General features: G+C 70.1%; 23 protein-coding genes. 15 read left to right on the top strand and 8 right to left on the bottom strand.

What is annotated here, in order from left to right:
* The coding region (locus GVL05_RS06710) for a glycoside hydrolase family 16 protein (RefSeq protein ID WP_327785633.1) at positions 1-834 on the top strand (834 nt) is incomplete at its 5' end.
* Between the two features lie 113 nt (positions 835-947).
* Here GVL05_RS06710 and GVL05_RS06705 read toward each other — a convergent pair.
* Positions 948-1,196: a hypothetical protein gene (locus GVL05_RS06705; protein WP_235035885.1), complete on the bottom strand. Its 249-nt coding sequence runs from the start codon at positions 1,194-1,196 to the stop codon at positions 948-950.
* Between the two features lie 129 nt (positions 1,197-1,325).
* On the opposite strand from GVL05_RS06705, the gene GVL05_RS06700 reads away from it, so the two are divergent.
* Positions 1,326-1,775, top strand: a complete 450-nt coding sequence (locus tag GVL05_RS06700) for a DUF4279 domain-containing protein (protein ID WP_159572418.1) — start codon at positions 1,326-1,328, stop codon at positions 1,773-1,775.
* Between the two features lie 28 nt (positions 1,776-1,803).
* On the opposite strand, the gene GVL05_RS06695 is transcribed toward GVL05_RS06700, so the two are convergent.
* Together GVL05_RS06695 and GVL05_RS06690 are read right to left on the bottom strand one after the other, a co-directional pair.
* Entirely contained in the window at positions 1,804-2,418 is a 615-nt protein-coding gene (locus tag GVL05_RS06695) for a bifunctional 2-polyprenyl-6-hydroxyphenol methylase/3-demethylubiquinol 3-O-methyltransferase UbiG (protein WP_159572416.1), read from the bottom strand.
* Positions 2,415-2,951, bottom strand: a complete 537-nt coding sequence (locus GVL05_RS06690; protein WP_123672453.1) for a hypothetical protein — start codon at positions 2,949-2,951, stop codon at positions 2,415-2,417. Before GVL05_RS06690 ends, GVL05_RS06695 begins: the two co-directional genes overlap by 4 nt.
* Positions 2,952-3,064: 113 nt before the next feature.
* Between GVL05_RS06690 and GVL05_RS06685 the strand changes: the two genes are divergently transcribed.
* Together GVL05_RS06685 and GVL05_RS06680 are read left to right on the top strand one after the other, a co-directional pair.
* A complete protein-coding gene (locus GVL05_RS06685) occupies positions 3,065-3,895 on the top strand; it encodes a siderophore-interacting protein (protein ID WP_185040922.1) in 831 nt (276 codons plus the stop codon).
* Between the two features lie 144 nt (positions 3,896-4,039).
* Positions 4,040-4,771 (top strand): CoA pyrophosphatase, encoded by a 732-nt coding sequence (locus GVL05_RS06680; protein WP_235035884.1) that lies wholly within the window; start codon positions 4,040-4,042, stop codon positions 4,769-4,771.
* Here the strand turns inward: GVL05_RS06680 and GVL05_RS06675 are convergent.
* A complete protein-coding gene (locus tag GVL05_RS06675) occupies positions 4,677-5,933 on the bottom strand; it encodes an ROK family protein (protein ID WP_159572414.1) in 1,257 nt (418 codons plus the stop codon). The two genes, GVL05_RS06680 and GVL05_RS06675, sit on opposite strands and share 95 nt — an antisense overlap.
* A 132-nt stretch (positions 5,934-6,065) precedes the next feature.
* Here GVL05_RS06675 and GVL05_RS06670 point away from each other — a divergent pair, with 132 nt between their 5' ends.
* The 6 genes from GVL05_RS06670 to GVL05_RS06645 all read left to right on the top strand — a co-directional run bounded on the left by GVL05_RS06670 (position 6,066) and on the right by GVL05_RS06645 (position 13,250).
* Positions 6,066-7,364: an ABC transporter substrate-binding protein gene (locus GVL05_RS06670; RefSeq protein WP_159572412.1), complete on the top strand. Its 1,299-nt coding sequence runs from the start codon at positions 6,066-6,068 to the stop codon at positions 7,362-7,364.
* A gap of 11 nt (positions 7,365-7,375) precedes the next feature.
* Positions 7,376-8,323: a carbohydrate ABC transporter permease gene (locus GVL05_RS06665; protein ID WP_159572410.1), complete on the top strand. Its 948-nt coding sequence runs from the start codon at positions 7,376-7,378 to the stop codon at positions 8,321-8,323.
* Entirely contained in the window at positions 8,323-9,228 is a 906-nt protein-coding gene (locus tag GVL05_RS06660) for a carbohydrate ABC transporter permease (protein ID WP_123291961.1), read from the top strand. Before GVL05_RS06665 ends, GVL05_RS06660 begins: the two co-directional genes overlap by 1 nt.
* A 68-nt stretch (positions 9,229-9,296) precedes the next feature.
* A complete protein-coding gene (locus GVL05_RS06655; RefSeq protein ID WP_131879595.1) occupies positions 9,297-10,958 on the top strand; it encodes a glycoside hydrolase family 13 protein in 1,662 nt (553 codons plus the stop codon).
* A gap of 145 nt (positions 10,959-11,103) precedes the next feature.
* Positions 11,104-12,030: an ABC transporter ATP-binding protein gene (locus GVL05_RS06650; protein WP_123338726.1), complete on the top strand. Its 927-nt coding sequence runs from the start codon at positions 11,104-11,106 to the stop codon at positions 12,028-12,030.
* A complete protein-coding gene (locus tag GVL05_RS06645) occupies positions 12,027-13,250 on the top strand; it encodes an ABC transporter permease (RefSeq protein WP_123291959.1) in 1,224 nt (407 codons plus the stop codon). The genes GVL05_RS06650 and GVL05_RS06645 overlap by 4 nt, the downstream gene beginning before the upstream one ends.
* Positions 13,251-13,304: 54 nt before the next feature.
* Here the strand turns inward: GVL05_RS06645 and GVL05_RS06640 are convergent, their stop codons facing one another.
* From GVL05_RS06640 to pnuC, 4 genes are all read right to left on the bottom strand, one after another.
* A complete protein-coding gene (locus GVL05_RS06640) occupies positions 13,305-13,625 on the bottom strand; it encodes a transcriptional regulator (protein ID WP_131845806.1) in 321 nt (106 codons plus the stop codon).
* Entirely contained in the window at positions 13,622-14,056 is a 435-nt protein-coding gene (locus GVL05_RS06635) for a chemotaxis protein CheY (RefSeq protein ID WP_159572408.1), read from the bottom strand. Before GVL05_RS06635 ends, GVL05_RS06640 begins: the two co-directional genes overlap by 4 nt.
* Before the next feature lie 64 nt (positions 14,057-14,120).
* Positions 14,121-14,843: a hypothetical protein gene (locus GVL05_RS06630; RefSeq protein WP_159572406.1), complete on the bottom strand. Its 723-nt coding sequence runs from the start codon at positions 14,841-14,843 to the stop codon at positions 14,121-14,123.
* 103 nt (positions 14,844-14,946) lie between these two features.
* Positions 14,947-15,612 carry a nicotinamide riboside transporter PnuC gene (gene pnuC / locus GVL05_RS06625; RefSeq protein ID WP_159572404.1) on the bottom strand — a complete coding sequence of 222 codons (666 nt, stop codon included), beginning with the start codon at positions 15,610-15,612 and terminating at the stop codon, positions 14,947-14,949.
* 356 nt (positions 15,613-15,968) lie between these two features.
* Between pnuC and GVL05_RS06620 the strand changes: the two genes are divergently transcribed.
* From GVL05_RS06620 to GVL05_RS06600, 5 genes are all read left to right on the top strand, one after another.
* On the top strand, positions 15,969-16,523 hold the full coding sequence (locus GVL05_RS06620) for an alternate-type signal peptide domain-containing protein (protein ID WP_159572402.1): 555 nt from the start codon (positions 15,969-15,971) through the stop codon (positions 16,521-16,523).
* 133 nt (positions 16,524-16,656) lie between these two features.
* Positions 16,657-17,253, top strand: coding sequence for a TasA family protein (locus GVL05_RS06615; protein ID WP_159572400.1), 597 nt, complete (start codon positions 16,657-16,659; stop codon positions 17,251-17,253).
* Complete coding sequence (locus GVL05_RS06610) at positions 17,250-18,146, top strand: hypothetical protein (protein WP_159572398.1); 897 nt, start codon at positions 17,250-17,252, stop codon at positions 18,144-18,146. Before GVL05_RS06615 ends, GVL05_RS06610 begins: the two co-directional genes overlap by 4 nt.
* Positions 18,143-18,796 carry a signal peptidase I gene (locus GVL05_RS06605; RefSeq protein WP_235035883.1) on the top strand — a complete coding sequence of 218 codons (654 nt, stop codon included), beginning with the start codon at positions 18,143-18,145 and terminating at the stop codon, positions 18,794-18,796. The genes GVL05_RS06610 and GVL05_RS06605 overlap by 4 nt, the downstream gene beginning before the upstream one ends.
* A gap of 11 nt (positions 18,797-18,807) precedes the next feature.
* Positions 18,808-19,335 carry a hypothetical protein gene (locus tag GVL05_RS06600; protein ID WP_159572394.1) on the top strand — a complete coding sequence of 176 codons (528 nt, stop codon included), beginning with the start codon at positions 18,808-18,810 and terminating at the stop codon, positions 19,333-19,335.
* Positions 19,336-19,347 lie beyond the last annotated feature (12 nt).

Here is a 19,347-nt window from a genome sequence, read left to right as displayed (position 1 = left end):
CCCTCGGACACTGCGACCCCGGCCCCGTCAGACGACGAGGAGTCGGACACGACGCCGACGGAGACGCCCGCGCCGACCGCCGAGGCCGCGCCGATCGAGGACACCACCCCGACCGCGGAACCCGAGGCGGCTGCGCCCACCGACGACGCCGAAGCCGCGGAGTCGGACGCCGACGACGCGGCCGAACCGCAGGACGAGGTCGCCGACACCTCCGCTGCGCCGGCCGCCTCGTTCGTCGAGGACTTCACCACCGACGCCGTCACCGGCCTCGTCTCGCGGCTCTACCCGCAGTCGTGGCAGCCCTACCCCGACGGCACCTCCGGCATCTACGCGCCGAGCAAGACCGTCTCGGTGCACGACGGCGTGATGGACGTCGCCCTCGGCACCGGAGCGGGGGCGGCCGGCACGTTCGGCTCCTCCGCCGGAGCCTGGGAGCACGTCGGCGGCTCGTTCTCCGTCCGCGCCAAGGCGACCGGTGGCGACGGCAACGGCGCGGCGTTCATGCTGTGGCCGACGTCGGGCACCTGGTCCGACGGCGAGATCGACTTCCCCGAGGGCAACTTCGAGGACAGCCCCTCGGCCTTCCACCACTCGATGACCCCGGGCAAGGAAGCCGACCGCGTCCAGATCGGCACCGGCGTCTCGTGGCGCGACTGGCACACCTACACGGTGGACTGGGTGCCCGGACAGTCGGTGACCTACAGCGTCGACGGCAAGGTCCTCGACACGATCACCCACGACGTACCGACGACCCCGCACCGCTTCATGTTCCAGGTCGGCAACTGGGGCGACCAGGGCAACCTGCTCATCGACTGGGTCTCCACCACGGAGTGAGCGTTCGGCCCACAGAGTGAGCAGAAGACGTCGGGTCCCCACCAGGGACCCGACGTCTTCTGCTCATTGGCGCCTCGCTCGCAGGGTGGCCGACAGGCCGACCGAGGTCGACGTCAGTCCATGGCCTGATACCGAACGGCGCCGTCGGTGGACCGGTACGGGATCGAGAAGCTCGAGCAGATCACGCCGTTCTCGTAGTCGTCCTTGACCGTGTCCATGAAGGCGTACGCCTCGTCGTCTGTGGCGAAGACGCCGAGGACCGTGTTGTCCGGTGACTCGTCGTGCTGGACGATCCAGACCTCCCCGCCGGCGAAGGGCTTCGGGCGTCGGAAGAAGCGTGGCCCCGGGCTCCGTCTACTCACGATGGAGAGTGTAGGTGCGCGCTGTCCGTTGGCCGATCCTCAGCGCACACCACGGCTGGTGGAAGTCCGGCGCATCCACGGGGAGAGCCCGCCGCGATCTCGGCGCAGCCCGAGTGGGACACTGCCGGAGTGATCAAGAACATCCAGGTGGAGCTGAACATCCATGGCCAGCGGGGCTCTTCGGAGCACGTGACACAGCTCCTGGGTGTCAGGCCCGACGAACAGTACGAGATCGGCGACCTCAAGGGTGAGGGGCCCCGCGTGTTCGACGTATCGATTTGGAACGTGTTCAGCGTCGTTCACGTCGACGAGATCCGCGCCGACCACGGGCAGGACCCTTGGGGGCGTGTGCAGTGGGTCCTGCAGCTGTTGCCAGAGAACGCGGCGGACCTTTTCGCGCGTCTGCGCGAGGAGGGCTACGTGGTCAGCCTGTCGGTGTCCCTCATCACCGACCACAAGGAGAACACCTTCGTTGTGCCGGCGGAGGTGTTGCGCCAGGTGGGAGCCGCTGGGCTCGATCTCGAACTGACACCCGTGTCGACCGAGCACATGGAGATCTCGTACCGCGACGTCTGGTGAATCCCGGCGCCGTCAGTTCACCCGTGCGTCAGCGCGGCCGGCGCCACGTGATCACGTACCGCCACAGCGGGTGTCGGCGGTACTCGGACCCCATCAGGACCGCATGCGCGATGTGCTGGACCTGGGCGTACGAATGCGGTGGTGGCCAGCACGTCGGCGCGGAGTGCTCCCAGTAACCGCGCCGCCATGAGGACCAACGATGCTGCGCGACACCCGCCAACCCGAGCACGTGATCACGCAGCCGGGTGGGCTTCGCGAGTCCGACGACCACCAGGGTGCCGCCCGGCGCCGTGAGGTCTGCGAGGCGAGCGAGCCCGGCTGACAGGTCCGGCAGGTGGTGCACCGTCGCGACCGAGGCCACCACGTCGAACTGCTGACCGAAGTCGTGTCCCATCACGTCACCGTGCAGCCAGTGGATCCCGGTGTTGGCGTTCGCGCTGCGGGTGGCCCGCAGGACGTCCCCATTCAGGTCGATCGCCGTGACGTCGAGCCCCGCGTCGTACAGGTCACGGGCGAGCAGACCGTTGCCGGTCCCGACGTCCAGGGCGGTGTTCCCCCCGTCCGGCACGGCATCGAGCACCCGGGCGTGGAAGTGCGTGTTGTGGTTCCAGCGCCGCTCCGGACTCGGGACGCGCTGGGTCACGGGCTGCTGGACTGCGGGACGGTCCAGGTTCCGCGCAGGGTGGCCAGCAGGTGGTCGATGTTCCGCAGTGCCCGTCGGGTCTCCCAGACGGAGTACGCGCACATCCCCATGAACAGCACCAGGATCGCCCACCAGAACGGGCTGACCGTCAGAGCTGCCCACACCGAGAAGGCCGCGAAGACGACGACCATGATCGGGACGATGACCCGGTTGTTCCGGTACCGCTTACGGGTCGACTCGAGCTCGCGGGTCCACACGACGTGGTCGACGTCGTCCGGCAGGTCTCCGGAGCGCACCGCTCGCTGGATCGCGGCAGCACCCTCGGTGCCACCCGCTCGGCGGCGACGGTAGGCGATGAGGAAGCCGAAGAACACCGTCATCAAGACGGCGTAGAAGAGCGATCCGATCGCGCGAGCGGCCAGACTGCCACCGTCGGGGTTCGAAGCCAGACCGATGGCGAAGTACAGTCCGCCGACCAGGACGAACACGATGGGCAGCAGTGCCGGCAGCGGGAGTCGTCGAAAGCGGTCCACGGTGTCTCCTCGTCGAATGTTCGAGTGGTCCTCGGTTCCTCCACCATGCCGACGGTGCCCGGGAGTCGGCTGAGCCTTCCCGCTCGAGTATTAGTTAGGTTAGCCTTACCTACATGGCACGGACGAACATGCAGGCGACCCGCACGAAGCCGGAACGCGTCGAGCTCCTCACCCTGCACGTCGTGCGGACCGAACGGATCTCGCCGTCCTTCATCCGCGTTGTGTTCGGCGGCGACGACCTGAGCCGATTCACCCACATGGGCTACGACCAGTGGTTCCGCCTGTTCCTGCCGGTGGACGGCGGTGACCTCACGCGGGCCCCGCAGAAGCTCGACACCGTGAGCTACCTGAAGTTCCTGACGATGGCGAAGGCGAGCCGACCGATCCTCCGCAGCTACACCGTGCGGAGCCTCCGCCGACTGCACCAGGGCGACGAGCTCGACGTCGACTTCGTGGTGCACGGCACTGGTGACGACCACGCACCGACCGGACCGACCGCGGCTGGGTGGGCACTCGGCGCACAGCCCGGCGACGTGGCCGGGCTCATCGACGAGGGCATCGGCTTCGACCGGGACGCCCTCGGTCGTCCGATCGTGATCGTCGCGGACGAGAGCGCCCTGCCCGCTGCAGCCGGGATCCTCGAGTCGCTCCCCCGTTCGACCAAGGGCACCGCGATCCTCGAGGTCCCGACGGACGCCGACGTGCGGACCATCGATGCGCCGACCGGCATCGACGTGACGTGGATCACCCGCGAACCCGGTCGACGTCCCGGAGCCGCGGCGCTCGACGCGGTCACCCGATCGTCGGTGAGCCCCGACCACGCTGCCTGGGTCGCCGGCGAGCAGTCCCTCGCCGGCGGAGCACGACGGCACTGGGTCGGCGCGGGCATCCCGAAGGAGCGGATCGCCTTCACCGGGTACTGGCGCGCGGGCCGGTCCGGCTGACTGCGTTCGGGCACCTTCGGCGACTTCGTGAGCAGGAATGGTCGAGTGCCGATTCCCGACCCGACCATTTCTGCTCACGAAGCACGACGCGGACGCACGAAGCACGGCGCACGGCCACCAGCGCCGCGCGCCTAGGGTGGGCGGGTGATGGACGACGAGGGGCGAGCACGGGCGGCACTCGCGACCGTCGCAGCGAACGGGTGGGCGGATGCCGGGCCCGTGGCGGGCGAACTCACCGGTTCGTCCAGCCCGCGGCACGCCGCCGTCCTGATGCTCTTCGGCACGCTCGACCGCACCCCCAACGACCGCCCGGCCGTCGCCGCCGACGTCCCACGCGACCTCGACGTCCTGCTGCTCGCGCGTGCCACGACCCTGCGCGCGCACCCGGGCGAGGTCGCGTTCCCCGGCGGACGGATCGACCCGGGCGATGTCGACGCCGTCGCCGCAGCCCTCCGCGAAGCGCGTGAGGAGACCGGGCTCGACCCGACGGGCGTCGAGGTCCTCGGCACGCTGCCCGCGGTGCCGCTGGCGTTCTCGAACCACCTGGTGCGCCCGGTGCTGGGGTGGTGGCGCGAGCCGTCTCCGATCCGGGTCGTCGACGAGCGCGAGTCGGCCGCGGTGTTCCGGGTCCCCGTGGCGGACCTGCTCGACCCGGCGAACCGCGGGGTCACGGTGATCCGACGCGGTGGTCAGGAGTGGCGCGGGCCGGGCTTCACCGTCGATGCGGAGCACGGCGACCACGACGACGACGACCACCACGACGACCACCTGGTGTGGGGGTTCACCGCGATGCTGCTGGATGCGTTGTTCGACCGGCTCGGGTGGACCGAGGACTGGGATCGGGAGCGGGAACTGCCGCTCGATCGTCGACACTGATCCGGTCGGCACCGCCCAGGGGGAACGACAGCGGGTCGGCACGGACCGCGTCCACCGCGTGGGCGACGGCCCCGATGACGACGACGTCGCCGCCGAGCGTCGACGCCACCAGGTCGGGCACGGGGTCGAAGTGCCAGCCGTCGAGCAGCGCGCGGGCACGGTCGATGACGGCGACGGCGGGCTGGGCGATCGCACCGGCGACGACCACGCGGTCGATGTCGAGCAGGCTGGCGAGCAGGACGCAGACGCGGGCCAGTCGGTCGCCGAGGCGGTCGACGATCGCCAGCGCCACGGTGTCGCCGTCCTGCGCCGCGCGGAACACGGCGGAGGCACCGGCGTCCACCGCGAGCGGACTGCCCGGCCGGACCTCGCCCGCAGCGACCGCCTCGGCGACCAGCGTCCGCGCCGTCGCGCCGATGCCGTCCGACGACCCGACGCCCTGGACGATGTCGAGCACGCGCATCTCCCCCGCGCCGCCGTGCGCACCGCGGAGCAGCACACCGTCGACCACGAGGCCGCTGCCGAACCGCTCGCCGGAGAGCAGCGCGGCGAACGAGGCGTCCCCCGAGGACGGCCGCTCGGCGAGCGCGGCGAGGTTCGCGTCGTTCTCGACGACGACGCGGCCGTGCCGGACGGCGCCGGCGAAGCCCGGGTTCATCCGGTCCCAGAAGCCGCCGTCGTCCGGCGATGCCCCGCCGGCGTCGACCGGCGCGGGGATGCCGACGACGGTGACCAGAACGCGGGAGCGGTCGGCTCCGGCGGCGGCGAGCGCGTCGTCCACGGTGTCGGCGAGGACTGCGAGCCGGACGGGGACCTCGAGTCCCGACTCACCGAGTGCCCCTTCGGCGCGACCGAGCACGGTGCCGCGCAGGTCGGCGACGATGGCGGTGACCCGGTGCTGTCCGGCGTCCACGCCGACGACGACCCCGGCGGCGGTGTCGAGTTCGTAGCGCCGGGCGGGCCGACCGATCCGGTACTCCCCGGCGGCACGGGCGTCGTCGAGCTCGTGGAGCCAGCCGAGCCGGACGAGTTCCTCGCACGCGGCCAGCACGGTCGAGCGGGTCAGGCCGGTGGCGTCGATGGCCTCGGTCGCGGTGAAGGCGCCAGCGTCGAAGGCGTGCGCGAGCAGTGTCTCGGCGCTCGTTCGACGGTGTGGCGGCATGCCGTGACCTTATCGCGCAACGAGTTCCTTGCGTAATTAGATTTTGTCGCTAGATTTAGTCTCGCGGTCGGCATCGGAGCCGATCGCAGGACGGAACGGCAGGGCTGCCGGGTCCGGACGGACGGAGACGACGTGCAACCACACGCCACGACCAGGACGGCGGCATCGGTGAGCCGACGCTCGTTCCTGCTCGGAGCCGGCGGCATCGGAGCGGGCCTCGCGCTCGCCGGGTGCGCCCCGATCGGGTCCTCGAGCGCCAAGCCGGAGACCATCACGTTCTACGTCTCGAAGCCCGAGGTCATCGGGTACTTCGACGGCGTCATCGCGCAGTTCCACGACAGCCAGTCGAAGGTGCGGGTCGTCCGTGACTCGACCTCGAGCATGTCCGCGAACTTCGTCCGGAACCGGCCGCCGGACCTCGGCTGCTGGAACTACAACTTCTCGGTCGTGCCGTTCGTCGAGCACGGAGCCCTGACGGACCTCTCCGACCTGTCGCAGGCCGACACGATCAACCCGGACCTGTGGCCGCTCATGCAGCAGACCGCCGACTACCCGGGTCGCAAGAGCGCCCTGCCGTACTCGGTGACCGCCGCCTCGGTGATCTACAACAAGGCACTGTTCGCCGAGCAGGGGCTCGAGGTGCCGACGACGTGGAGCGAGTTCGCCGATCTCTGCAAGCGCCTGCAGCAGGCCGGCATCGCCCCGATCTACGGGACGTTCAAGGACAACTGGACGATCGCGCAGGGCATGTTCGACTACACGGTCGGCGGTGCGATCGACACCCCGAAGACGTTCGCGGCACTCCGCGACGAAGGAACCAAGGTCGGCAAGGACTCGTCGGTGTCGTTCGAGAAGGACCTGCGGACGCCGATGGAACGCATGACCCAGCTGCGGGCATGGCACCAGGACGGTGCCGCCAGCCGCGGGTACGGCGACGGCAACCTCGCGTTCGCACAGGGCAAGGCCGCGATGTACCTGCAGGGGCCGTGGGCGCTCGGCGAGATCGCCAAGACGAACAAGGACATGGACCTCGGCACGTTCCCGCTGCCCGTCACCGACGACGCCGCGGACAACAAGGTGCGGGTGAACGTCGACCTGGCGCTCTGGATCCCGGAGGCGTCCCGCAAGCAGGAGGCCGCCCGCGAGTTCCTGACGTTCCTGATGCAGTCGAAGGTCAACGACAAGTACAACGCCGACAACAACGGCTTCGGTGTCCGGAAGGACGCTCCCCCGGCGTCGAACCCGGCGCTGACCGGCATGCAGTCGTACTACGACGACGCCGCCTTCTACCTCGGTGCGTCGCAGCTCATCCCCGCCGAGATCCCGGTCGCGAACTACGCGCAGTCGATCGCCTTCGGCGGCGACCCGCAGCGCCAGCTCCGCACCCTCGACGCCGACTGGGCGCGTCTCGCGCTCCGCACGGCCGCGTAAGGAGACGTCCCATGGCAACCACGACCACCGAAGCCATCACGACGGCGGACCGCCGCCGACGTGGCGGAGCCGCCCCGGGCCTCCCGTCCGTCACCCACAAGCGGAAGCGGATCGAACCGCTCTTCCTCGCCTTCCTGCTCCCCACCCTGCTGCTCTTCACGCTCGCCATCACGCTGCCTGCCGTGATGGGCATCGTGCTCAGCTTCACGAACTCCGTCGGCTTCGGTGAGTTCCGCTTCATCGGGCTCACGAACTACGTCGCGGTATTCTCCGACCCCGCGATCCTGCAGGCGTACCTGTTCACCCTCGGGTTCTCGCTCGTCACCGTGATCGTCGTCAACGCGGTCGCGTTCCTGCTCGCCATCGCGCTGACGTCGAAGATCCGCGGCAAGATCGCCCTCCGCGCGGTGTTCGTGCTGCCGATGGTGATCTCGGGCATCGTCATCGCGTACGTGTTCTCGTTCCTGTTCGCGAACAGCCTGCCGGCCCTGGCCAGTGCGATCGGCTTCGGTCCGCTCGAGCAGAGCATCCTGGCGAACCCCGACCTGGCGTGGGTCGCCATCGTGATCGTCACCGCGTGGCAGGCGATCCCGTCGACGCTCCTCATCTACATCGCCGGGGTGCTGTCCATCCCCGGCGAGGTCTACGAGGCAGCTGCCCTCGACGGCGCGAGCGCGTGGCGGCAGCTGATCTCGATCACCGCACCGCTGACGGCCGGCTACATCCTGATCAACCTGGTGATCGGGTTCAAGAACTTCCTGAACTCGTACGACATCATCGTCGGCCTGACCGACGGTGGCCCCGGCACCTCGACCACGAGCGTCGCGATGTCGATCTTCAAGGGCTTCAACGGTGGCGACTACGCCTACCAGATGGCCAACGCCACGATCTTCTTCATCATCGCGGTCGTCATCGCCGTGATCCAGCTGCGGGCGACCCGCGGGAAGGCAGCGCTCTGATGACCATCCAGACACCCCTCCGTCCGGGGACGACGAAGACGGGCAGCATCCGATCGGTCGACGCCGACCGGACCGCCGGCCGCCGCGGCGGCAACGCCAACTGGCCCGTCACCGTCGTCCTCGTGCTCTGCGCGCTCTCGATCCTGGTGCCGCTCTACGTCACCCTGACGATGGCGTTCAAGACGACCGGCCAGGCCGTCGACGGCAACGCGTTCTCGCTGCCGGCTCCGTTCAGCGTCGACGGCTTCGTGCAGGCGTGGGAGCTCACCGACTTCCCGCGGGCGTTCGGCGTCTCGGTGCTCGTCGCCGCGATCACCGTCGTCGGCACGATCCTGCTCGCGTCGTTCACGGCGTTCGCGATCGCCCGGAACTGGGACCGTCGGCTGTTCCGCTGGTCGTTCTTCTACCTGCTCGCCGCCATGTTCCTGCCGTTCCCGGTGCTCGCGCTGTCGCAGGTGAAGCTCACCGGCCTCGCGCACCTGGACAACCCCTTCGGCGTCGCGCTGCTGCACGTCATGTTCCAGCTGTCGTTCAGCGTGCTGCTCTTCACCGCGTTCCTGCGGTCGATCCCGGCCGAGCTCGAGGAGAGCGCCCGCATCGACGGCGCGAGCACCGGTCAGGTGTTCTGGCGGCTCGTGTTCCCGCTGCTGGCACCGATGAGCGCCACCGTCGGCATCTTCGCGTTCCTGGCGTCGTGGAACGACTTCGTGATGCCGTCGCTGATCACCTCGGACCCGGCGTTGCAGACCCTGCCGGTGCTGCAGCAGATGTTCCAGACCCAGTTCAGCAACAACTACAACGTGTCGTTCGCCTCGTACCTGATGGCGATGGCCCCGGCGATCATCGTCTACCTCGTCACGCAGCGATGGGTGATGGCCGGTGTGACCCAGGGCGCCATCAAGTGAGCACGACGACCAACCCGGCCGGTACGACCGAACCGACCAACACCGCCACGAACCACGAAAGGCCCGTCGTGACCGACACCCTCGCCCAGCCCGCCACCACCAGCGCCGACGAGACCTGGTGGCGCCAGGCGAGCGTCTACCAGATCTACCCCCGCTCCTTCGCGGACGCGAACGGCGACGGCATCGGCGACCTGCCCGGCATCACCGAGCGCGTGCCGTACCTGGCGTCGCTCGGTGTCGAGGCCGTCTGGCTCAGCCCGTTCTACCCGTCCGCCCTCGCCGACGGCGGCTACGACGTCGACGACTACCGCGACGTCGACCCGAAGCTCGGCACGCTCGACGACTTCGACCGGATGGTCGAGGCGCTGCACGCCGCCGGCATCCGGGTGATCGTCGACGTGGTGCCGAACCACACGAGCGACCGGCACGAGTGGTTCCGCGAGGCGCTCGCCGCTCCGAAGGGCTCCCCCGCCCGCGACCGCTACGTCTTCCGCGACGGCACCGGGCCGTCCGGCGAACAGGCTCCGGCCGACTGGATCTCGATCTTCGGCGGCCCGGCGTGGACCGCGGTCGGCGACGGCCAGTGGTACCTGCACTCCTTCGCCAAGGAGCAGCCCGACCTGAACTGGGCGAACCGCGAGGTCCGCGACGACTTCCTGCACACCCTGCGCTTCTGGTCGGACCGTGGCGTCGACGGCTTCCGCATCGACGTCGCCCACGGGCTCGCGAAGGACCTGCCGTCCGGAGCCCTGCCGACCTGGGCGGAGCTCGCCGAGATCCCGAAGGACGGCTCGCACCCGCTGTGGGACCGCGACGACGTGCACGAGATCTACGCCGAGTGGCGGACCGTGTTCAACGAGTACACCCCGGCGCGCACTGCGGTCGCCGAGGCCTGGGTCGCCGCCGACCGCCGCGCCCGGTACGCCAGCGCCGACGGTCTGGGGCAGGCGTTCAACTTCGACCTGCTCGAGGCCGACTTCGACGCCGGTTCGTTCAAGGAGATCATCGAGTTCAACCTCGGCCTGGCCGAGCAGTCCGGCTCGTCGACCACGTGGGTGTTCTCGAACCACGACGTCGTCCGGCACGCCACCCGCTACGCGCTGCCTGCGCGGAACGGCTCCCCCGACAAGCAGGGCGGCAAGTGGCTGCTCGCCGGTGGGTCGCAGGACGCGCTGGACCGCTCGCTCGGGCTGCGCCGCGCGCAGGCGGCGACCCTGCTCGAGCTCGCACTGCCCGGCTCCGCCTACCTGTACCAGGGCGAGGAGCTCGGTCTGCACGAGGTCGGCGACATCCCCGACGCCGACCGCCAGGACCCCGCGTTCTTCCGCAACCCAGGCGTCGACGTCGGCCGCGACGGCTGCCGTGTCCCGATCCCGTGGACCCGGTCCGGCCCGTCGTTCGGCTTCGGCTCCGGCTCCGCGCACCTGCCGCAGCCGGCGTGGTTCGCGGACGCCAGCGTCGAGGCCGAGGACACCGACCCCGACTCGACCCTGAGCCTGTACCGGAAGGCCCTCGGGCTGCGCGGCCAGCTGCAGTCCGAGGAGCACCTGGAGTGGCTCGAGACCGGCCGCGACGACGTGCTCGCGTTCCGACGCCCGAACGGCTGGACGAGCGTGACGGTGTTCGGTGACGAGCCCTACGAACTCCCCGCCGGCGAGCTGCTGCTCGCCTCGGCACCGGTGGCAGACGGTGCTCTCACGGGCGTGGGGACGGCCTGGTTGCGTTCCTGACGCAGGGTGCGCGTCGTGGACGCGACCAGGTGACGGACGGGAGGCACGGTGCAGGCAGGCACCGGGCCTCCCGTCCGCCGTGGGGTCACCATCTCGGGCCGCGACCGGCATCCGAGACGTCAGCCGCTGACGGTAGGGTCGCCGCATGAGCGGGGCGACGATCAGCGTGCAGGACTTCGTCATGCGGTTCGGGGACCGGAACGTGGTCGACGGACTGTCGTTCGACGTCGCCGCCGGCGAGACGTTCGGCCTGCTCGGCAGCAACGGCTCCGGCAAGACCACGACGATCCGTGCCCTGCTCGGCATCACCACCCCGACCGCGGGCACCCTGACCATCGACGGCCAGCCCTACCGGCCCGCCACCGGTGGCATCGGGTACCTGCCCGAAGAGCGCGGGCTCTACCGCAAGGAATCCGTCATCGACGTGATGTCCTACTTCGGACGGCTCCGCGGGCTGCGCGGCCCCGAGGCGACGGCCTGGAGCATGGACTACCTGGCACGCGTTGGTCTGGCCGACCGCGCCAAGCTCCGCGTCGACAAGCTCTCCGGCGGGCAGCAGCAGAAGGTGCAGCTCGGCATCACGATCATGGACCGGCCGCGGCTGCTCATCCTCGACGAACCGACGAAGGGCCTCGACCCCGTGAACCGACGGCTGCTGCTCGACCTGGTCGACGAACGGAAGGCCGACGGCGCGACCGTCATCCTCGTGACCCACCACATGGACGAGGTCGAGCGGCTCTGCGACCGGATCCTGCTGCTCAAGGACGGCACCGCCGCCGCCTACGGGTCGATCCCCGACGTGCAGGACGCCTTCGGCGGCGCCGTCGCCCGGGTCGGCCTCGACGGACCGGTCCCCCGCTCGCCGCTGTACAAGCTCGCGCGGCACGAGGGGCACGTCGCCTACCTCGTGCCGACGTCCGCCGCCGCACCGGACGGTGCCGACATCCTCGCGGCGCTCGTGGCGGACGGTGTCCGCGTCACCGCGTTCGAGATGCGTCGGATCCCGCTCGACGAGATCTTCGTGCAGGTCTACGGCCACGACGCGCTCGCCGCCGCGGGGGCAGCAGCGTGAGCCGCCTCGGCACCGTCGTCCGGTTCGAGTTCGTCCGCGCGGTCAAGAAGCCCGCGTTCTGGATCGGCACGCTCGCGCTGCCGGTCGTCATCGTCATCGTGTCCCTGCTCGTCGGCATCGGACAGGCAGCCGGCACCGACTCGGTCGTCTCGGGCTCGTCGGCCACGAAGACCCCGTTCCGCTACGTCGACCACTCCGGGCTGGTGTCCGAGTCCGTCGCGGCGAAGTGGGGCGGGTCGCCGTCCACCGACGCCGACGCCGACCGCGCCGCCGTGCGTTCCGGGGACCTCGACGCCTTCATCTCGTTCCCGTCCTCCCCCTCGACCTCGCCGATCACCGTCGACGCCGCCGACCGCGGCCTGTTCGCGAACGGCGGCTACTCGTCGCTCGCCGAACGGGTGCTCGAGCAGAGCGTCGCCGCGACCGTCGACGACCCCGAGACCGTCGAGCTCCTGCGTTCCCCACCGGCCACCGACGTCACGACCTACGCCGACGGGCAGGTCGCGCCGGGTTGGCTGTCGATCGTTCCGCCGTTCCTGTACGTCGCCGCCTTCTTCGGACTCGTCATCCTGCTCGCGGCACGCATGGTGACCGTCGTGGTCGAGGAGAAGGAGAACCGCATCTCCGAGATGATCCTGACCGCCGTCACCGCGGGCGACCTGATCCGCGGCAAGGTGATCGCGATGCTGCTCGTCGGGTTCGTGCAGGTCGGGGTGTTCGTCATCCCGGGGCTGGTCGGGATGCTCGCCGTCCTGCCACTCGTCGCCTCGCAGCTCGGCGGGCTGACGATCGACCCGTGGCGGATGCTCGTCGGTGCCCTGCTGCTCGTCGGCGGCGTGCTGCTGGCGTCCGGGCTGTTCGTCGCCGTCGGTGCAGCGGTGCCGTCGATCAAGGACGCCTCGGCGCTGCAGTCGGCGGCGATCTTCGCCCTGATCATCCCGCTCTACGCGGCGTTCTTCGTGATGACCACCCCGACGTCGCCCGTCGCCGCGTTCTTCACGTACTTCCCGACGTTCACGCCCGTCACCGCCATGGTGCGGAACGCCGTCGGCTCGCTGAGCGTCACCGAGTCGGTGGTCTGCATCGTCGAGGTGTTCGTCGCCGCCGGCCTGCTGCTCTGGTTCGCCGAGTACCTGTTCCGGCACTCGGTCGCGCAGTACGGGTCGAAGGTGACGCTGCGCCAGATCGTGTCGTGGCGGCGGCGGTCGGTCTCCCGCTGAGCACGGGTCGGTCGGTCACTGCCGGGCCGAGCCGTCGGTCTGTGCGTCGCCCGCTCAGGCGATCGGCGAAGACCCGGCGATCCGTCGCAGGGCGTCGAGGTGGGCGGCCCAGACGGCACGGCCCCGTGCGGTGAGCGTCAACGAGGTCCTCGGCGTCTTGCCGACGAAGCCCTTGCCAACCGTGACGTAGCCGGCGTCCTCGAGTGACGACATCTGCTTGCTCAACACCGAGTCGCTGACCTCGACGGCGTCACGGACCTCGCGGAAGCCGAGCGTGCCCGCCCGAGCGAGCGCCGCGACGACCGAGAACCGCACCGGGTGCAGCAGCAGGTCGTCGAGTTCGTGCCGGGGGTGCGTCTGGTCGACGGCGGTCACGATCGCGACTCCCAGGCAGCACAGGCGAGGGACACGACCAGGATGAGCCCGGACGTGATGCCCGACCAGAGGACCGAGCCGTGAACCCACCCGACCACGGCGATCGCGCCGACGTAGGTCACGGCCCAGCTCGCGATGTACACGGTCCAACGTCGGCTGCGGGCGAACGCGGACCGCCCGCGGATCCCGATCATGAAGAACACGAGCAGTGCGAACAGAGCGGCCAGCGTCCCGACGTAGACCGCAGCGAAGGCGTCTCCGGTGGTGAGCCCCATGCCGAGCGTGCCGAGTGCAGTGGCCACCCCGAGCGCGGTGATGAAGGTGATGTACGGCCACCGGACCGCGTCGTGTGCCCGCCGGGTGACCCTGTCGGCGTGGTCGAGCAGTCGGGCGGCCTCCGCCGGTCCGGGTCGTGCGGTGATGTGTTCCATGGTGTCCCCTCTCGTTGACACCATTCTTACAAGTACTTTCCAATTCGGCAAGCACTTGCTGGATTCACATGTGGTTCTCGTGCGGCTGCCGCTCCGCCTGCTGCTGGTGACGCTGCGCCTGCTGGTGGGGCAGCGCCTGCTGCTGTTCGCGCGTTCCGCGCTCGGGGACGTCGGCATCGAGGTCCCACGACGGCAGCTCGTGCTGCTTCCAGCCCTGTCGGAGCGTCCGGACCGAGCGGTCGAACTCCACCATGACGTCAATGTGCGGCCGGACGAGCATCTGGATCTGCAGCCCCTCGTAGACCGCGAGCAGCTGTGTGGCCGCCTGGTACGCCGGGATCGCCGATTCCTCGGCGCCGCTGTCGAAGTCGCGCTGCAGACCGTTGCTGAGCTGCTCGACGTACTCGTCGAAGCGCTTGCGGAACAGCTCGGCGAACCCGGACTCCGAACTCGCGACGGTGATCACGCCCGCGAGGACCCGGACGAGCCCCGGATCGGCGACGTCCTCGGCCAGGGTCAATCGGACGTGGTCGATCGTGCACGCCGGCGGGGTCTTCCGACGGGTGCCCCGCAGCTGCGTCCACCGGTCGTACGTCACCAGCAACAACGCCTCCCACGCGGGGAACAGTCGCTCCACGGTCTCGAGCGGGATGCCCGCGACCTCGGCCACCACCGAGGCGTCGACCGCGTCGAAGGAGTGCAGTCGGTAGGCGCGGATCGCTCCGCGGACGGTGCGCTCGGCGAGGGACTCATCATCCTCGACGCGTTCGCCGTGCAGGGGTTCCATCGGACCATCCCATCGTGTGCGGTACCCCATTGTCTCGTCCCAGACCGGGGGCCGTCACATCCGCGCCGGGTCGTCGTGGACCGGTTCGGTGTGGGCGGGCCGTTCAGCCGACCGTGACCGGCGCTGCCGGGGGCTTGACCCGCTGGTTCATCCAGACGAAGAAACCGGTCAGCGTGAAGGCGCCGTAGAAGACGTACATGAGACCCGACGCGTAGTACCCGGCCGAGAACAGGAGCGGGACGCCGACCAGGTCGACCGCGACCCAGATGAGCCAGAACTCCACCCAGCCCTTCGCCATGCCGTAGGTGGCGAGCAGCGAACCGACGAAGATCCACGCGTCGCTCCACACCGGTTCGTACGACCCGAGGGCGCGGAACACCGGGGTGAGCAGCGCGGTCCCACCGACCATGCCGACGACCAGCAGGACCCGGGTCCGCCACGAGGCCCAGTGCGGTTCGATCACGGTGGACGTGTCGTCGGGGCGGTGGGTCCAGCGGTACCAGCCGTAGATGCTCACGATGATGAACATCACCTGGCGGCCGGCCTGGCCGAGCAGGTTGACGGGGTTCGGGGTGTCGAACAGTGCGCCCATGAAGACGGTGAACAGGAGCGCGTTGCCGACCAGCCCGACGGGCCAGGCCCAGACCTTGCGGCGCATACCGCCGAGCGCGCTGAGCAGCCCGAAGACGTTGCCGATCACCTCGCGCCAGAGCACCGTCTGGTCGCCGATGACGATCTGCGCGTCGAACAGCCAGCGCACGATGCCCATGGGCCCTCCTCGTTTCCGGTCGGTGCAACGGTCGGGGGACGTCCGGCATTCCGGTGATGATCGGGGTACAAACATGTCCTCCACAGGGTGGACAAAAATCACCCCCGTTTTGGGTCCATGCGAAAGCATGTTCCTACTTGTCCGCACTTCGGGGGACGAGTACCGTCGTCACCAGAGCGAGTCCAGCCCGCCCGAGCAGCAGATCTGCGCTCCGGAGCCCGGCGACCGCTCTCGGCAAAGGTCAGCCGCGACCCCTCACCCGCGAGGTCGATGACACCGTCCCACCGGCACGACGACCCGAATCACGAGCCGGTGGAATCCAGTGCGCCCCGAACGCACAGAACGGACCCGCCACCATGCACAAGATCGTCACCGGTGCCATCGCCGGCGCAGCCGGCATCGCCCTCCTCCTCGGTGGAGCAGGCACCTTCGCCCTCTGGAACGCCAGTGCCTCCAGCGCCGCGTCCTCGGTGAGCTCCGGCACGCTGACCCTCAGCGCGAACAACGACGGCGCCTGGACGGACATCACGAACGGCCGCTCGACCGCGATCAACCCCACCACCGCCCTGATGGTGCCGGGCAACACGTTCCAGTTCACGCAGACGCTGAACATCGGTGCGACCGGCCAGGACCTCAAGGCGAACCTGACCTACGCCAGCCAGTCGGTCACCGGTGACTCCGCACTCCTCGCCGCGACGCAGAAGACCCTCGCCGTGACGTCCTCGAGCGCCACCGTCGTGCAGTCCACGTCGAACGCGAACACCTTCGTCGTCTCGCCGTCGGCGGCGACCTCGACCGTCAAGGTCGTCTTCACGATCACGCTGCCGTCCTCGGCGACGACCGGGCAGAACGGGTCGATCAACGTCGGCGCCCTGGCCTTCACGCTCACCCAGACCGCGATCGGTTCCTGATCCACCGATCGCACTGACGCGGGCCACGACCGGCCCCTGATCCGCCGGTCGTGGCCCGTGCTGGGCCCTTGTGGCCCGGCTGGGCCCCTTGTGGTCCGCACCAGCAGAGGCTCACGAGCACCAGGGGACGCACATGACCGGGACACCGAGGACGACGGGCCGCCACCGCGCAGCACGACGCCACCGGTGGGTCCTGCCCGTCGCGCTCGCCCTGGTCGTCGCGGTCGCCACGGCGCTCCTCGGCGTCGGCGGGACCTACGCCCTCTGGAACGGCACCGCCAGCACCGCTGCCACCACCGTCAAGTCCGCGACGGCGACGATCACCGTCGGCACCCTTTCGACGATGAACACCACCGTCCTCGCACCGGGGACCGGCGTCACCGGCACCTTCGCCGTGATGAACACCGGTTCGATCCCGCTGTCGATGCGCGTCGCCACGACGTCCACGAAGGTCGCCTCCGCAACGAACGCCTCGTCGGCGGCCGTGCTCGGCGAACTGACGCTCCGGTTGACCAACGTGTCATCGGCTGCGACCTGCACCGCCGGGCTGTCCGGCGCGAGCGGCCGTCTCGCCGCCTTCGACACCGGCAGCAGCTCGTTCACGCTGCAGCCCGGTGCGAGCTCCGTCGGCTGTGTCGAGCTGGTCCTCGACGCAGACGCACCGCAGAGCGTCTCCGGCGCCGTCACCGACTTCACCCTCACCGTCACGGGAACGCAGGTCTCCGCATGAACCGCCGACTCCGGCTCGTCGTCGCCGTGCTGCTCACCGCCGTGTTCGTCGGCGGTGGGTCGAGCGCCGCCTGGGCACTGTGGAGTGCGTCCGGCACCACGGCCTCGAGCGTCGCGATCGGCAAGGTCTCCGCCTCGATCGCCGGCACGAGCGCGCTGACCACCACTTTCTCGTCCACGGTGACGTCGGTCACGAAGCCGATCACGCTCACCGACTCGGGCACGATCGCCGGCACCGCGACGACCACCGTGTCCGTCGTCTCCGGCAGCTCGACCGCGCTCGCGCAGGCGGTCACCGTCGTCGCGTGGCCCGTCGCCTCGACCGCGGCGTGCACGACGAACACCGCGGTCGGCAGCGGATCGGTCACGGGCACCTGGGCGTCGCTGCCGAGCATGACATCCAAGCTCGCCGCCGGTGCCTCGGCCATCTGGTGCACCCGCAGCACGCTCAAGTCCTCGGCGCCGGCATCCGCCACGGCCACCGTGAACGTCAACCTCACCGTGGCGAGCGGCAGCTGGACCTCGGGCGTCGTGCAGGGCGGGTTCACCCTGACCACCCCGGCGACGGCCGCGGACACCGGTCCCGCACTGGTCTGCACGGACCACGACGGCTGGTACGTCGAGGTGCGCTGGGACGCCGCGGACCGACCGAAGGACACCTGGTACGGCGCCTTCGTCGGCACCACCGCGGTCGGCCAGAAGGCGCAGGACTACTCGGCGTTCATCACCATCGCCCCGAGCGACATCCCGGCGAGCGCGGGTACCTCCGGCACGCTCACCGTCACGGTCAAGGTCCTCGACAGCGCCGGCAACCCGACCTCGACCGTCGCCGGCAGCGGCCCGGTCACGCTCTTCACGCAGAACAGCGGCGCGGCGATCCGGTGCGGCGCGTGACCCGCGCGGCGGCTCGTCCCGAACGTGCAGAGCGCTCCGGTGGGCGTGCGGTCGTGCACGCCGTCGTCCTCGGCCTCAGCACCGGACTCCTCCTGCTGGTCGCAGCCCTCGCCGTCGTGCTCATCGTCGTCCCCAAGGCCACCGGGTCGATGCCGCTGACGGTCCTGACCCAGTCGATGGAGCCGACGCTGCCCCCGGGCACCCTGCTCGTCGTCCGTCCCACCGCCGTCGACGACATCGAGGTGGGCGACGTCGTCACCTACCAGATCGTCTCCGGCCAGCCGGCCGTCATCAGCCACCGCGTGACCTCGGTGTCCTCGTCGTCGAACGGGGCGCGCACGTTCGTCCTCAAGGGCGACAACAACGCGAAGGCCGACCCGCACCCCGTCACCGCCGCACAGATCCGGGGCGTGGTCTGGTACAGCATCCCCGAGGTCGGTGTCGTCAACCAGCTCGTCAACGGCTCGCGGAGCTGGCTCATCCCGACCGTCGCCGGGGTCCTGTTGGCGTACGGCGGCGTGATGATCACCATCGGCACCGTCGCGGCCGCTCGCCGTCGACGTGGGGCGTCCGGGCGCGGGCGACGTGCGACGGCCGGTCACGGGCGCCGCAGGGCATCGCACCGGGGCTCGGGGCAGGCCCCGGTCTAGGCTTGGTGGACGTGACCGACGGAGTGCAGCGAGCGCGCGAACTGCTCGACGACGCCGCACGTCGGCTCCGCGCCGCCGGGGTGCCGGACGAAGCGCTCGGCGAGTACGTGCAGCCGAAGGCGGTCCTCGGCATCCGCCGCGATGCGACCATGCGGCCCCTCGGTCGCGTGTGGCGCGTCGGCGTGCTGCTGATCGGGTCGTCGCTCGAGTCCGGCAGCCGGGTCTGGGCCACCGGGGCGATCACCCGCGTGACGGACCCGGGCCGCGCCCAGTTCCAGTCGGTCTCGGCCGAGGTCCGTCGGGCCTACCGTGCTGCTGCGGCGAAGGGACACTTCGCGGCCGGCGACACCGTCAACCACGGCGCCACGGCGATCGCGCTGGACGGGACGCTCGTCGACGCGACCGGCGTGCTCTTCGTCGAGGACGACGTGCCGCTCGTCCGCTGGTCACCGGCCGCGGGTTCCGCCGTCCCGCTCGCCGACTACCTGGCCGATCGCGTCGGGTTGCTCGTCGAACCGCCCCGGGGTGCGACCGACTGAGCCGCTATCGTG

Source organism: Curtobacterium sp. 18060, from assembly GCF_902706105.1.
In the GTDB taxonomy this organism is placed as follows: Bacteria; Actinomycetota; Actinomycetes; order Actinomycetales; family Microbacteriaceae; genus Curtobacterium.
Note: the sequence above shows the minus strand (reverse complement) of the source record. Positions and strands in the feature narration are given on the sequence as shown.

Excerpts from the sequence above, each read along its gene's own strand:
- GVL05_RS06665 (WP_159572410.1), top strand. The coding sequence starts at position 7,376 with ATGGCAACCACGACCACCGAAGCCATCACGACGGCGGACCGCCGCCGA.
- GVL05_RS06685 (WP_185040922.1), top strand. The coding sequence starts at position 3,065 with ATGGCACGGACGAACATGCAGGCGACCCGCACGAAGCCGGAACGCGTC.
- GVL05_RS06630 (WP_159572406.1), bottom strand. The coding sequence starts at position 14,843 with ATGGAACCCCTGCACGGCGAACGCGTCGAGGATGATGAGTCCCTCGCC.
- GVL05_RS06615 (WP_159572400.1), top strand. The coding sequence starts at position 16,657 with ATGACCGGGACACCGAGGACGACGGGCCGCCACCGCGCAGCACGACGC.
- GVL05_RS06635 (WP_159572408.1), bottom strand. The coding sequence starts at position 14,056 with ATGGAACACATCACCGCACGACCCGGACCGGCGGAGGCCGCCCGACTG.
- pnuC (WP_159572404.1), bottom strand. The coding sequence starts at position 15,612 with ATGGGCATCGTGCGCTGGCTGTTCGACGCGCAGATCGTCATCGGCGAC.
- GVL05_RS06610 (WP_159572398.1), top strand. The coding sequence starts at position 17,250 with ATGAACCGCCGACTCCGGCTCGTCGTCGCCGTGCTGCTCACCGCCGTG.
- GVL05_RS06675 (WP_159572414.1), bottom strand. The coding sequence starts at position 5,933 with ATGCCGCCACACCGTCGAACGAGCGCCGAGACACTGCTCGCGCACGCC.
- GVL05_RS06650 (WP_123338726.1), top strand. The coding sequence starts at position 11,104 with ATGAGCGGGGCGACGATCAGCGTGCAGGACTTCGTCATGCGGTTCGGG.
- GVL05_RS06660 (WP_123291961.1), top strand. The coding sequence starts at position 8,323 with ATGACCATCCAGACACCCCTCCGTCCGGGGACGACGAAGACGGGCAGC.
- GVL05_RS06620 (WP_159572402.1), top strand. The coding sequence starts at position 15,969 with ATGCACAAGATCGTCACCGGTGCCATCGCCGGCGCAGCCGGCATCGCC.